The sequence below is a fragment of the Cupriavidus nantongensis genome, from assembly GCF_001598055.1.
In the GTDB taxonomy this organism is placed as follows: domain Bacteria; phylum Pseudomonadota; class Gammaproteobacteria; order Burkholderiales; family Burkholderiaceae; genus Cupriavidus; species Cupriavidus nantongensis.
In genome coordinates this window covers 3,784,115-3,797,111 of record NZ_CP014844.1, presented here as the reverse complement: position 1 = coordinate 3,797,111, position 12,997 = coordinate 3,784,115, and the positions used below count along the sequence as shown (strand labels likewise).

Sequence of the window (12,997 nt, the reverse complement as noted above, 5' to 3'; positions counted from 1 at the left end):
TTGGTTCTCGGTGCGCCGGGGCGCCCGGTGGCGTTCTTATTCTGCCGTGATCTTGCGATCCCTGATCAGCTTGCCCCAGCGCGCGCTGTCCTGCTTCACCATGGCGGCGAACTGGGCGGGCGTGCCGCCTACCGGTTCGGCGCCCAGCTTGGCCAGCCGTTCCTTCACCTCGGGCGACTGGATTGCCTTGTTGAACTCGGCATTGAGGCGGTTGACGATATCGGCCGGCATGCCCTTGGGGCCATAGATGCCGAACCAGGTGTCGGAGACGAAGCCCGGCAGGCCCGATTCGCTGACAGTGGGGATTTCCGGCGCCAGCGGCGAGCGCTTCGCGCTGGTCACCGCCAGCGCCTTGAGCTTGCCGTCCTTCACATGCGGCAGGCCCGACACGATGCTGTCGAACAGCACCTGCACCTTGCCCGAGATCAGGTCGGGCACGGCCAGCGCGGTGCCGCGGTAAGGGATGTGGGTGATGAACACGCCCGCCTGCGTCTTGAACGCCTCGGCGGTCAGGTGCACCACGGTGCCGTTGCTGCTCGAGGCGTAGTTCAGCTCGCCGGGATGCTTCTTGGCGTAGTCGACCAGCTCGCGCACGTTCTTCACCGGCAGGCTGTTGGGCACCACCAGCACGTTGGTGGCGATCGCGACCTGGCCCACCGGCGTGAAGTCGGTCTCGGTCTGGTACGGCAGGCGGGGATTGATATGCGGCCCGATCGAATGCGTGCTGGTGGTGGCGATCAGCAGCGTATAGCCGTCGGGCGCGGCCTTGGCGGCCATGTCGGAGCCGATCGCGCCGCCCGCGCCGGGACGGTTGTCGACCACGATCTGCTGGCCCATGTTGCTGCCCACCTTCTGCGCGATGGCGCGGGCCAGCAGGTCGGTCGCGCCGCTGGCGGGGAAGGGCACGAGCAGCCGGATCGGCTTGCTCGGGTAGCTGTCGGCCAGTGCGGGGGTGGCGGCCAGGCACAGGCCGATGCCAAGGCCGGTGCCGAGGCGGCGCAGCCAGGATGTCATGGGTGTCTCCGAGAATCAGGCGCAAGGCGGATTGATGATCGGCCTTCATTATTCCGTGCCGTGGATCACAAAGAAAGCTAATATTTCTTGCTGATGTCACAAGAAAATCTTAAGGATCACGCGCGTCGCACGCGTGGCATTCCGGCCAACCCGCGTATGTACCGATGAGCACCGTTCGCTTCCTTCGCACCTTCGTCGCCGTGGCCGAGCACGGCTCATTCGCCGCCGCCGCGGCGCAGGTGGCGCTGACCCAGGCCGCGGTCAGCCTGCAGATGCGCGCGCTCGAGACCGAGCTACGCCGCGAGCTGTTCGACCGCAACGGCCGCGTGGCGGTGCTCAATGCCGATGGCCGCGCGCTGCTGCCGCAGGCGCGCAAGCTGCTGGCGCTGTATGACGAGATGCGGCTGCCGCTGGCGTCGGCCGAAGCCATGGCGGGCGCGGTCGCGGTGGGCGCGGTGGTGTCGGTGATGGGCGGCCTGTCGCACGCGGTGGCGCGCATGAAGCGCACCTATCCGGCCCTCGATGTGCGCCTGGTCGGCGCCAAGTCGATCGAGCTGGCGGCGCAGGTCGAGGCCGGCGAACTCGACGCCGCCATCCTGGTGGAAGGCGCTGCGCGCGTGCCCGGCACGCTGCGCTGGACGCCGCTGTACCAGGAGCCGCTGGTGGCCATCGCCGCGCGCGGCAGCCCGGGCCGCGACGCGCGCGAGGCGCTGGCGGCCAATCCCTACCTGCGCTTCGACCGCAGCCAGCGCACCGGCGTGCTGGTGGAGCGCGCGCTGCGCCGCGCCCACCTGAAGGTCAATGAGTTCCTGGAGCTGAACGCGATCGAGGCGCTGGTCGAGCTGGTGCGGCAGGAGGTGGGGGTGACGGTGGTGCCGCTGCTGCGGCGCGCGCGCTGGCGCGACGACGACGCCTTGCGCGTGCTGCCGCTGCTGGTCAACGGCGAGCCGGTGATGCGCCAGATCGGCATGCTGGAGCGGCGCGACCACGGCCGCGGCCAGGTCACGGCGGCGGTGCGCGCGGCCTGCAGCGAGCTGTTCGGGGCCTAGCGGCGGCGGGCGCCAGACGAAAAAAAGGGCACCTCGCGGTGCCCTTCAGCGTTGTTGCCGCCGGCGCCAGGCCGGCGATATTCCCTGCTTATTCTTCCTGGAACGCTTCTTCGCGCTTGGCCTTGATCGACGGCAGCGCCACGATCACGACCAGCACCGCGGCGGCGATCAGCAGGCCCAGCGACAGCGGGCGCGTCACGAACACGCTGAAGTCACCACGCGACAGCAGCAGCGAGCGGCGGAAGTTTTCTTCCATCATCGGCCCCAGCACGAAGCCGAGCAGCAGCGGTGCCGGTTCGCAGCGCAGCTTGATGAACAGGTAGCCCACCACGCCGAAGGCGGCGGTCTGGAACACGTCGAAGGTGGTGTTCTGGACCGAGTACACGCCGATGCAGCAGAACGTCAGGATGGCCGGGTACAGGTAGCGGTAGGGCACCTTCAGCAGCTTCACCCAGATGCCGATCAGCGGCAGGTTCAGCACGATCAGCATCAGGTTGCCGATCCACATCGAGGCGATCAGGCCCCAGAACAGCGCCGGGTTGCTGGTCATCACCTGCGGGCCGGGCTGGATGTTGTGGATGGTCATCGCACCCACCATCAGCGCCATCACCGCGTTGGGCGGAATGCCCAGCGTCAGCAGCGGGATGAACGAGGTCTGCGAAGCGGCGTTGTTGGCCGACTCCGGACCCGCCACGCCTTCGATCGCGCCCTTGCCGAATTCCTGCGGGTGCTTGGAGGTCTTCTTCTCCAGCGAGTACGCCGCGAACGAAGCCAGCGAGGCGCCGCCGCCCGGCAGGATGCCCAGTGCCGAACCCAGCGCGGTGCCGCGCAGCACGGCCGGGATCATGCGCTTGAAGTCGTCCTTGGTCGGGAACAGGTTGGTGATGTGGTCGGTGAAGGTCTCGCGGTGTTCCTTCTGCTCCAGGTTGGCGATGATTTCAGCAAAGCCGAAGATACCCATTGCCACCGAGACGAAGTTCAGGCCGTCGGTCAGCTCCGGCACGTCGAACGAGAAGCGCGCGGCGCCCGAGTTCACGTCGGTGCCAACCAGCCCAAGCAACAGCCCCAGCACGATCATGGCGATGGCCTTGACCAGCGAGCCCGAGGCCAGCACCACGGCGCCGATCAGGCCCAGCACCATCAGCGAGAAGTACTCGGCCGGGCCGAACTTGAATGCCAGTTCCGACAGCGGCGCGGCAAACGCGGCCAGGATCATGGTGGCGACGCAGCCGGCGAAGAACGAGCCCAGGCCGGCTGTCGCCAGCGCCACCCCCGCTCGCCCTCGCCTGGCCATCTGGTAGCCATCGATGGTGGTCACCACCGACGACGACTCACCGGGCAGGTTCACCAGGATGGCGGTGGTCGAACCGCCGTACTGGGCGCCGTAGTAGATGCCGGCCAGCATGATCAGCGCGGCCACCGGCGGCAGCGTGTAGGTCACCGGCAGCAGCATGGCGATGGTGGCCAGCGGCCCCAGGCCCGGCAGCACGCCGATCAGCGTGCCCAGCACGCAGCCCAGGAAGGCGTACGCGAGGTTCTGGAAGGTCAGGGCGGTGGAGAAGCCCAGACTCAGGTTGGTGAGTAGTTCCATGTTGGCGGCCTCCTTAGCTTGCCAGGAAAGCCGGCCACACCGGCATCTGCAGGTTGATGCCGTACACGAACGCGCCCAGGCTGATCAGCACCAGGATGACCGCGTTCAGGATGGCGCCCTTCCAGCTGAACTCGTGGCTGGCCATCGACGACACCAGCACCAGCACCAGCACCGACAGCACCATGCCCAGCGGCTTCAGCAGCAGGCCGAACAACACCACCGAACCGAGGATCCACAACAGCGTCTTGATGTCCCAGCGGGCCAGGCTGTCTTCTTCCGACTTGGACGACAGCGAGCCGAACAGCACCAGCGCGCCCAGCAGGGCGAGCACGATGCCGAGCCAGAACGGGAAGTATCCCGGTCCCATTTTTGCGGCGGTTCCCATGGAATAACCGCGCGCGACCCAGGAAAAGCCGAATCCGACCAGGATGAACATCAGGCCGGAGGCAAAGTCCTTTTGGCTACGTATGCGCAAAGTGAATCTCCTCGATAAGACTGCTTGAAATCTGCGGCGGGCCTCTGTGCGTTGCCTTCGATGCCATTGTTGCGTTGCATCAATGCAGCGATTTCCGGAGGCCTTCCGGCGGGCAGGGTGGAAGGTAAGGGGGCGACCTTTCAGCTACCTTTCAGATGTCTGCAAATGGGGTCATGGTTCGGGTATCCCCTAGTGAGAGCGCGCTTAAAAGTGCCGCTGCGCCAGGCTGCAGGCGGCCTGGCGGGCGGCGGCCCGGGCCGCTGCGCTATCATCCGGAACGGTCTTGCGCGCCGTGGTGGACCACCGCGGCGGAAGGGTTCTGAAAGGTTCCGAAAGGTTCTGAAAGGTCCTGAAAGCTTCCGCAGGCGAATCCCCAGGCAACACAAGGAGCGTTTTGGAAAGCATCGACCATGTCATCCTGCTCGGCGCCGTCGTGATGTCGCTGGGCATCGTGCTGGGCGCGTTCTCGGCGCGCTTCGGCGTGCCGTTCCTGCTGGTGTTTCTGGCAGTGGGCATGCTGGCCGGCGTCGACGGCCCCGGCGGCATCCGCTTCTCCGATACCTGGCTCAGCTTCCTGGTGGGCAACCTGGCGCTGGCCATCATCCTGCTCGACGGCGGGCTGCGCACCCGGCTGGCCACCTTCCGCGTGGCGCTCAGGCCGTCGCTGTCGCTGGCGACGGTCGGGGTGCTGGTGACGGCCGCGCTGGTGGGGATCTTCGCCGCCTGGCTGCTCGGCATCGACTGGCGGCTGGGGCTGCTGCTGGGGGCCATCGTCGGCTCGACCGATGCCGCCGCGGTGTTCTCGACGCTCAACAGCAGCGGCATCCGGCTCAAGGACCGGGTCGCGAGCGTGCTGGAGATCGAGTCCGGCATCAACGACCCGATGGCGATCTTTCTGACGCTGACGCTGATCGAGTGGCTGACCGCGCCCGAGGGCCTGACGCCGCTGGGGCTGGTGCTGCGCTTGCTGGTGCAGTTCGGCGTGGGCGGCGTGCTCGGGCTTGGGCTTGGCTATTGCCTGGCCAATGTGCTGGAGCGCACGCGCGTGGCCGAAGGGCTGCAGTCGATCCTGCTGTGCTCGGGCGGCGCGATGGTGTTTGCGATCGTGCAGAGCGCCGGCGGCAGCGGCTTCCTGGCGGTGTACCTGACCGGCATGCTGATCGGCAACCGCGAGCGCGCCGTCACCGCCGACACCATGCGCGCGATGGACGGCATGGCGTGGCTGGCGCAGTCGGCCATGTTCCTGCTGCTGGGGCTGCTGGTGGCGCCGCACCGGATCTGGGAAGTCGCCGGCCCCGCGGTGGCGGTGGCGGCCTTTCTGATGCTGGTGGCGCGGCCGGTGGCGGTATGGCTGGCGCTGCTGCCGTTCCGCTTCAATGCGCGCGAGACCGCCTTTATCGCCTGGATGGGCCTGCGCGGCGCAGTGCCGATCGTGCTGGCGCTGTTCCCGCTGCTGCGCGAGGTGCCGCAGTCGGGGCTGTTGTTCCGCATTGCCTTTGCGGTGGTGCTGGCCAGCCTGCTGTTCCAGGGCACCACCGTGGCGGTGGCGGCGCGGCTGGCGCGCGTGCTGCGCCCCGGCTATCCCGAGCCGCTGGCGCGCTCGCGCCTGCGCGGCACACGCGCGCCGATCCTGGAAGTGATGCAGTTCGAGGTCGGCCCCAACGCGCCGGTCGAGAACGTGCGCGCCGACCAGCTGGAGCTGCCGCCGCGCTGCCGGCTGATGACCGTGGCGCGCGACGATGCGCTCGCGGACCCGGCGCAGACGGTATTGCGCGCCGGCGATGCGGTCAGCGTGCTGGGGCCGACGGTCTCGTTGCCGCTGCTGTCGGCGCTGTTCCAGACCCCGGGGCGGGCGCCCGCCTGGGAACAGGCCTCGCACGATTTCCTGCTGTCGGGCGACGCGCCACTGCGCGACGTGGCCGCGCTCTACGGCACGCGCGAACTGACGCCGGACGAAGAACCGTTGACGCTGGAAAGCGCGATGCAGCGCGCGTTCACGTCGCCGCCAGTCGAGGGCGACAGCGTCGAGATCGCCGGGCTGCCGCTGACGGTGACGCGCATGGAGGGCGCGCAGATCGTGCAGGTGGGACTGCTGCTGCCGCGGCTGGACGGGGATTCGGGCGGGAAGCTGTGGGTGCGGCGGCGCCGGGGGGAGCAGAGTCGCGAACGCGCGTAATCGCTGCCGGTTTGCTCCCCTCTCCCGCTCGCGGGAGAGGGAGAACACCTTGCTTGGGCTAGCTCGCGCGGCTTGGGAGCACCCAAAACCGTTGGTGCTGCGATGGTTTGGACTTTAGTCGACCTTCGCCCCCGACACCTTCACGATCTGCGCATACTTCTTCAGTTCCTTCTGGATCAGCGCCGCGAACTGCTCCGGCGTGGTCGGTGCCGGCTGGGCGCCGATGCGGGCCAGGCGCGCCTTCATGTCGTCGGTCTTCAGGATTGCCACGATGTCGTGGTTGAGCCGTTCGACGATCTCGCGCGGCGTGTTGGCCGGTGCGAACACGCCGAACCACGTCGAGATGTCGAAGCCTTCCAGCCCCAGCCCCTTGCCGGCCTCGGCAATGGTCGGCAGCTCCGGGAAGGTCGCGGCGCGGCCGGCGGTGGTGACCGCGAAGGCCTTGAGCTTGCCCGCCTTGATATTGGCCGAGGCCGAGGCCAGGTTGTCGAAGATCAGGTCGGTCTGGCCCGACAGCACCGACAGCTGTGCCGGCGACGCGCCGTTGTAGGGGATATGGACCATGCTGACCCTGGCCATGCTCTTGAACAGCTCGCCCGACAGGTGGCCGGCGCTGCCGTTGCCGCCCGAGGCGTAATCCAGCTTGCCCGGGTTCTTGCGCGCGTACGCGACCAGGTCGCGCACGTTGTTGATCTGCAGCTCGGCGGCCTTGCCCGGATGCATCACCAGCACGTTGGGCACGTCGGCAACCAGCGTGACCGGCGCGAAATCCTTGACCGGGTCGTACGGCATCTTGCTGAACAGCGTCGGGTTGATCGCGTGCGTGGCCACCGCGCCCATCACGATGGTGTAGCCGTCGGCGGGCTGCTTGGCGACGTAGTCCGCGCCCAGGTTGCCGCCGGCGCCGGGCTTGTTTTCGACGATCACGGGCTGGCCCAGGCTGTCGCGCAGCTTGTCGCCGATGGCGCGCGCCACGGTGTCGAGCGGGCCGCCGGCCGGGTAGGGCACGACGAACCGGACCGGCTTGGTGGGATAGGCGTTGGTCGCCGCCACGGCGGCGGCGGGCATCAGGGCCGCGGTCAGCGCGGCGGCAAGCAGTTTCTTCAGCATGTTGCGGAGGACAAGAGGGATAGGGATTCTCAGCGGGCCCCGATGCCGCGCGCCATCATCACGGCGCACAGCGGCAGCAGGATCACCAGGTGCGATTCGATCATGACCCAGCGCCGCGCCGCCTTGATCTCGGACGGTGGCGGCACGTAATCGGGCAGCCTGCGCGCCTGCTTTCGCCAGCGCGCGATGGCGAAGGTCGGCGGCAGCGAGCACAGCGCGATCAGCACGAACACGCCCATCTTGGCGTGGAACCACGGGTTGTGCAGGTAGAAGTCCGCGCCCTTGGCGCCGTAGAACAGGCGCAGCAGGCCGGTGGCCAGCGCCAGCGCAGCCGACAGGAAATAGAACAGGTCGTACAGCGACAGGCGCCGCACGGTGGCCGGGGTCAGGTCCGGGCGCAGCGCCACGGCCTCGGCGGCCATCAGCGTGATCAGGACGAAGATCGCCAGGAAATGCAGGAAGGCGAGGATGGCGTCGGTCAGCATGGGTTCTCCTTCGCTTTGCACGGGCGCGCGCAAGGGCGCGGGCCTGGGAAAGTACTTCAGTGGGGACTGAACTTCCGGAAAGCGCCCGCGGCCGGCTGGCCCGCCGCGGGCTGGAGGAGAATCTTACAGCACCCCTTTTGCACGAAGTGCGTCGATCTGCGCCGCGCTATAGCCCAGGGTCTCGGCCAGCACCGTGTCGGTATGCTCGCCCAGCAGCGGCGGGTGGCGCAGCGCCTGCGGCGGCGTCGCGCTCATCTTGATCGGGCTGCCGACCAGCTTGACCTCGCCCGCGCTGGGGTGCGGCAGGTCCACGCGCAGGCCGCGCGCCTTGACCTGGTCGTCCTCGAACACGTCGTCGAGCGTGTTGATCGGGCCGCACGGCACGCCCGCGGCTTCGAGGTCGCGGATCCATTGCGCGCGGGTGCGCGGGCGCACCATCTCCGCCAGGATCGGCACCAGCACGTCACGGTTGGCCACGCGCTGCGGGTTGGTGGCAAAGCGCGGGTCGTCGGCCAGCTCGGGCCTGCCGCCATCGGTGACGAACTTGCGGAACTGCCCGTCGTTGCCGACCGCGACGATGATCCAGCCGTCGGCGGCCTGGAAGGTCTGGTAGGGCACGATGTTCGGATGCGCGTTGCCCCAGCGGCGCGGCGCCTGGCCGCTGGCGAGGTAGTTGGTGTTCATGTTGGCGAGCATCGCCACCTGCACGTCGAGCAGCGCCATGTCGATGTACTGGCCTTCGCCGGTGCGGTCGCGGTGCGCCAGCGCCGCCAGCACGGCGATGGTGGCGTACTGGCCGGTCATCAGGTCGGAAATCGCCACGCCGGCCTTCTGCGGGCCGCCGCCGGGCAGGTCGTCGCGCTCGCCGGTCAGGCTCATGAAGCCGCCCATGCCCTGGATGATGAAGTCGTAGCCGGGGCGCGCGGCGTACGGGCCGGTCTGGCCGAAGCCGGTGACCGAGCAGTAGATCAGGTCGGGCTTGACCTGCTTCAGCGAGTCGTAGTCCAGGCCATATTTCTTCAATTGGCCGACCTTGTAGTTCTCCAGCACCACGTCGCTCTGCGCGGCCAGGTCGCGCACGATCTGCTGGCCTTCCGGGGTGCTGATGTCGCACGTGACCGAGCGCTTGTTGCGGTTGGCGGCGAGGTAGTAGGCGGCCTCGGCGGTGTCGCGGCCCGCTTCGTCCTTGAGCCAGGGCGGGCCCCAGGTGCGGGTGTCGTCGCCGGCGCCGGGGCGCTCGATCTTGATCACGTCGGCGCCGAAGTCGGCAAGGTTCTGGGCGCACCACGGCCCGGCGAGCACGCGGGTCAGGTCGAGGACGCGGAGATGGCTTAAGGCTCCCATGGCGGTATTCGAGGCAGAGGTCAGGCGGGGATCGGGTCCGGAATGCGGGGCGGTCGCGCGCCCCGGAAAGGGGGCGGCGCGGGTTGGCTGCACTGTACCACCGGCGAACCGACGGCGCCGTCATAAGTGACGCAGGCATCTCTCGCAGCAATGGGATTCAGGGCGATAGCCGGCCGCTTCCGCGGCGCCGTGGCCGACCTGCCCGACGGCCTGCCTTGCCCGTATAATCAACGGTTTGCAAATCCCATACTGATTCGTCGCGCCCGGCCACGCCGGGACAAGCGTCCGCCATCCCATGAAAGTCTCAGACATTCGCAGCAAGTTCCTGCAGTTCTTCGAATCGAAGGGCCATACCGTGGTCCGCTCGTCCAGCCTGGTGCCGGCGAACGACCCGACGCTGCTGTTCACCAATTCCGGCATGGTGCAGTTCAAGGACGTGTTCCTCGGCACCGACAAGCGCCCGTACAGCCGCGCCACCTCGGCGCAGCGCTCGGTGCGCGCCGGCGGCAAGCACAACGACCTCGAGAACGTGGGCTACACCGCGCGCCACCATACGTTCTTCGAGATGCTGGGCAACTTCTCGTTTGGCGACTATTTCAAGCGCGAAGCCATCCAGTACGCATGGGAACTGCTGACCAAGACCTACCAGCTGCCGGCGGAGAAGCTGTGGGTGACGGTCTATGCCGAAGACGACGAGGCCTACGACATCTGGGCCAGGGAAGTCGGCGTGCCGGCAGAGCGCATCGTGCGCATCGGCGACAACAAGGGCGCGCGCTATGCCTCGGACAACTTCTGGCAGATGGCCGATACCGGCCCCTGCGGCCCGTGCTCGGAAATCTTCTATGACCACGGCCCGGACGTGTGGGGCGGCCCGCCGGGATCGCCCGAGGAAGACGGCGACCGCTACATCGAGGTGTGGAACCTGGTGTTCATGCAGTTCAACCGCGACGAGCAGGGCAACATGACGCCGCTGCCCAAGCCGTGCGTCGACACCGGCATGGGCCTGGAGCGCATTGCCGCGGTGCTGCAGCACGTGCACAGCAACTATGAGATCGACCTGTTCCAGGCGCTGATCAAGGCCGCCGCGCGCGAGACCCATATCGACAACCTGAACCAGAACTCGCTGAAGGTCATCGCCGACCATATCCGCGCGTGCGCGTTCCTGATCGTCGATGGCGTGATCCCGGGCAACGAAGGCCGCGGCTATGTGCTGCGCCGGATCATCCGCCGCGCCATCCGCCACGGCTACAAGCTGGGCCAGAAGACCCCCTTCTTCCACAAGCTGGTGCCGGACCTGGTCGAGCAGATGGGCCAGGCCTATCCGGAGCTGGCCGAGGCGCAGTCGCGCGTGACCGAAGTGCTGAAGGCCGAGGAAGAGCGCTTCTTCGAGACCATCGAGAACGGCATGGCCATCCTCGACGCCGCGCTGGCCGAGCTGAAGCTCAAGGGCGGCAAGACCCTGGACGGCGAGCTGGCCTTCAAGCTGCACGACACCTTCGGCTTCCCGCTGGACCTGACCCAGGACGTGTGCCGCGAGCAGGAAATCGGCGTGGACGAGGCCGCCTTCGACGCCGCCATGAACCGCCAGCGCGAGCAGGCGCGCGCCGCCGGCAAGTTCAAGATGGCCGCCGGCCTGGAGTACACCGGCGACAAGACCGTGTTCCACGGCTACGAGAAGCTGGAACTGCCGCAGGCAAAGGTTACTGCGCTGTACGTGGATGGTGCCGCGGTCGACACCATGCAGCCCGGCCAGACCGGCGTGGTGGTGCTCGACCACACGCCGTTCTACGCCGAGTCCGGCGGCCAGGCCGGCGACCAGGGCGTGCTGAAGGCCGTGGATGGCAATGGTGCCACTTTCGCCGTGGCCGACACTACCAAGATCCAGGCCGACGTGTTCGGCCACCAGGGCACGCTGCAGGGCGGCGCGCTCAAGGTTGGCGATGCCGTGTCGGCGCAGGTCGACGCACTGCGTCGCGCGCGCACCGTGCGCAACCACTCGGCCACCCACCTGATGCACAAGGCGCTGCGCGAAGTGCTGGGCAGCCACGTGCAGCAGAAGGGCTCGCTGGTCGATGCGGACAAGACCCGCTTCGACTTCTCGCACAATGCCGCGCTGACCGACGCGCAGATCCGCCAGGTCGAAGAGATCGTCAACGCCGAGATCCTGCGCAACGAGGACACGCACGCCGAGGTCATGCCGTTCGACGACGCGGTCAAGAGCGGCGCGATGGCGCTGTTCGGCGAGAAGTACGCCGACGACGTGCGCGTGCTGTCGATCGGCACCTCGAAGGAACTGTGCGGCGGCACCCATGTGCACCGCACCGGCGATATCGGCCTGTTCAAGATCGTGATGGAAGGCGGCGTCGCCGCCGGCATCCGCCGCGTCGAAGCCATCACTGGTGACAACGCGCTGCACTACCTGCAGGGGCTGGACGCCAAGCTGAACGAAGCCGCCGCCGTGCTGAAGGCGCAGCCGTCCGAACTGGTGCCGCGCATCGGCCAGGTGCAGGAGCAGGTGCGCGCGCTGGAGAAGGAGCTGGAGCGCCTGAAGAGCAAGCTGGCGGCGTCGCAGGGCGACGAACTGGCGGCGCAGGCGGTCGATGTGAAGGGCCTGAAGGTGCTGGCCGCGCAGCTGGACGGCGCCGACGTCAAGACCCTGCGCGAGACCATGGACAAGCTCAAGGACAAGCTGCAGAGCGCCGCCATCGTGCTGGGCGCGGTTGCGGACGGCAAGGTCAGCCTGATCGCCGGCGTCACCGCCGACGCCACCGGCAAGGTCAAGGCCGGCGAGCTGGTCAACTTTGTCGCCCAGCAGGTGGGCGGCAAGGGCGGCGGCCGCCCGGACATGGCGCAGGCCGGCGGCACCGAGCCGGCCAAGCTGCCGCAGGCGCTGGCGGGTGTCAGCGAGTGGGTGGCGGCGAAAGTCTGATGCGCTGACGTTTGTGAAGCCGAGTAAGAAGGGGCGCCCGTGGCGCCCCTTCTGCTTTCCTACTTCTGGGTATTCCCCGTGGCGCTCCGCAGCGTCGTCAGCAAATCGATCGGCAGCGGAAACACGATCGTCGAACTCCTGTCCCCCGCGATCTGCGTCAGCGTCTGCATATAGCGCAGCTGCATCGCCTGCGGCTGCCGCGCCAGCATCTGCGCCGCTTCCAGCAGCTTTTCCGACGCCTGCAGTTCGCCTTCGGCATGGATCACCTTGGCGCGCCGTTCGCGTTCGGCCTCGGCCTGCCGCGCGATCGCGCGGACCATGGTCTCGTTCAGGTCGACGTGCTTGATCTCGACGTTCGAGACCTTGATGCCCCAGCCGTCGGTCTGCGCGTCCAGCACCTGCTGGATGTCGAGGTTGAGCTTTTCGCGCTCGGCCAGCATCTCGTCCAGCTCATGCTTGCCCAGCACTGAGCGCAGCGTGGTCTGCGCCAGCTGGCTGGTGGCCTCGAGGAAGTTCGCCACCTGGATGATGGCCAGTTCCGGATCGACCACGCGGAAGTACACCACCGCATTGACCTTGACCGAGACGTTGTCGCGCGAGATCACGTCCTGCGGCGGCACGTCCATCACCACCGTGCGCAGGTCGACCCGGACCATCTGCTGCACCGCCGGGATCAGCAGCACCAGTCCCGGGCCCTTGACCTTCCAGAACCGTCCAAGCATGAACACCACGCCGCGTTCGTATTCGCGCAGCACGCGGAACGAGGTGATCACCAGCAGTGCCAGCAGGAAAATCACACCGCCGAAGCTGAATCCGTAGGCCAT

The 12,997-nt window shown here is 67.8% G+C and carries 10 protein-coding genes; 3 read left to right on the top strand and 7 right to left on the bottom strand.

The window, feature by feature from the left end:
* Positions 1-36 precede the first annotated feature (36 nt).
* Positions 37-1,014 (bottom strand): Bug family tripartite tricarboxylate transporter substrate binding protein, encoded by a 978-nt coding sequence (locus tag A2G96_RS17475; RefSeq protein ID WP_062801352.1) that lies wholly within the window; start codon positions 1,012-1,014, stop codon positions 37-39.
* Between the two features lie 164 nt (positions 1,015-1,178).
* Between A2G96_RS17475 and A2G96_RS17470 the strand changes: the two genes are divergently transcribed.
* Complete coding sequence (locus tag A2G96_RS17470) at positions 1,179-2,063, top strand: LysR substrate-binding domain-containing protein (RefSeq protein WP_062801351.1); 885 nt, start codon at positions 1,179-1,181, stop codon at positions 2,061-2,063.
* Positions 2,064-2,151: 88 nt separating this feature from the next.
* Here the strand turns inward: A2G96_RS17470 and A2G96_RS17465 are convergent, their stop codons facing one another.
* Positions 2,152-3,654 carry a tripartite tricarboxylate transporter permease gene (locus A2G96_RS17465; RefSeq protein WP_062801350.1) on the bottom strand — a complete coding sequence of 501 codons (1,503 nt, stop codon included), beginning with the start codon at positions 3,652-3,654 and terminating at the stop codon, positions 2,152-2,154.
* 13 nt (positions 3,655-3,667) lie between these two features.
* The gene (locus A2G96_RS17460; protein WP_062801349.1) at positions 3,668-4,129 is read right to left on the bottom strand and encodes a tripartite tricarboxylate transporter TctB family protein; all 462 of its coding nucleotides are present in this window, start codon (positions 4,127-4,129) and stop codon (positions 3,668-3,670) included.
* A 394-nt stretch (positions 4,130-4,523) separates the two neighbouring features.
* Between A2G96_RS17460 and A2G96_RS17455 the strand changes: the two genes are divergently transcribed.
* Positions 4,524-6,305 carry a potassium/proton antiporter gene (locus tag A2G96_RS17455; RefSeq protein WP_062801348.1) on the top strand — a complete coding sequence of 594 codons (1,782 nt, stop codon included), beginning with the start codon at positions 4,524-4,526 and terminating at the stop codon, positions 6,303-6,305.
* A gap of 114 nt (positions 6,306-6,419) precedes the next feature.
* Here A2G96_RS17455 and A2G96_RS17450 read toward each other — a convergent pair whose 3' ends face one another.
* From A2G96_RS17450 to A2G96_RS17440, 3 genes are all read right to left on the bottom strand, one after another.
* On the bottom strand, positions 6,420-7,415 hold the full coding sequence (locus A2G96_RS17450) for a Bug family tripartite tricarboxylate transporter substrate binding protein (RefSeq protein WP_062801347.1): 996 nt from the start codon (positions 7,413-7,415) through the stop codon (positions 6,420-6,422).
* 29 nt (positions 7,416-7,444) lie between these two features.
* On the bottom strand, positions 7,445-7,900 hold the full coding sequence (locus A2G96_RS17445) for a DUF2214 family protein (RefSeq protein ID WP_062801346.1): 456 nt from the start codon (positions 7,898-7,900) through the stop codon (positions 7,445-7,447).
* A gap of 123 nt (positions 7,901-8,023) precedes the next feature.
* Positions 8,024-9,244, bottom strand: coding sequence for a CaiB/BaiF CoA transferase family protein (locus A2G96_RS17440; protein WP_062801345.1), 1,221 nt, complete (start codon positions 9,242-9,244; stop codon positions 8,024-8,026).
* A 295-nt stretch (positions 9,245-9,539) separates the two neighbouring features.
* Between A2G96_RS17440 and alaS the strand changes: the two genes are divergently transcribed.
* Positions 9,540-12,173, top strand: coding sequence for an alanine--tRNA ligase (alaS, locus tag A2G96_RS17435; RefSeq protein WP_062801344.1), 2,634 nt, complete (start codon positions 9,540-9,542; stop codon positions 12,171-12,173).
* A gap of 59 nt (positions 12,174-12,232) precedes the next feature.
* Here alaS and A2G96_RS17430 read toward each other — a convergent pair whose 3' ends face one another.
* Positions 12,233-12,997 carry a slipin family protein gene (locus A2G96_RS17430; protein WP_062801343.1) on the bottom strand — a complete coding sequence of 255 codons (765 nt, stop codon included), beginning with the start codon at positions 12,995-12,997 and terminating at the stop codon, positions 12,233-12,235.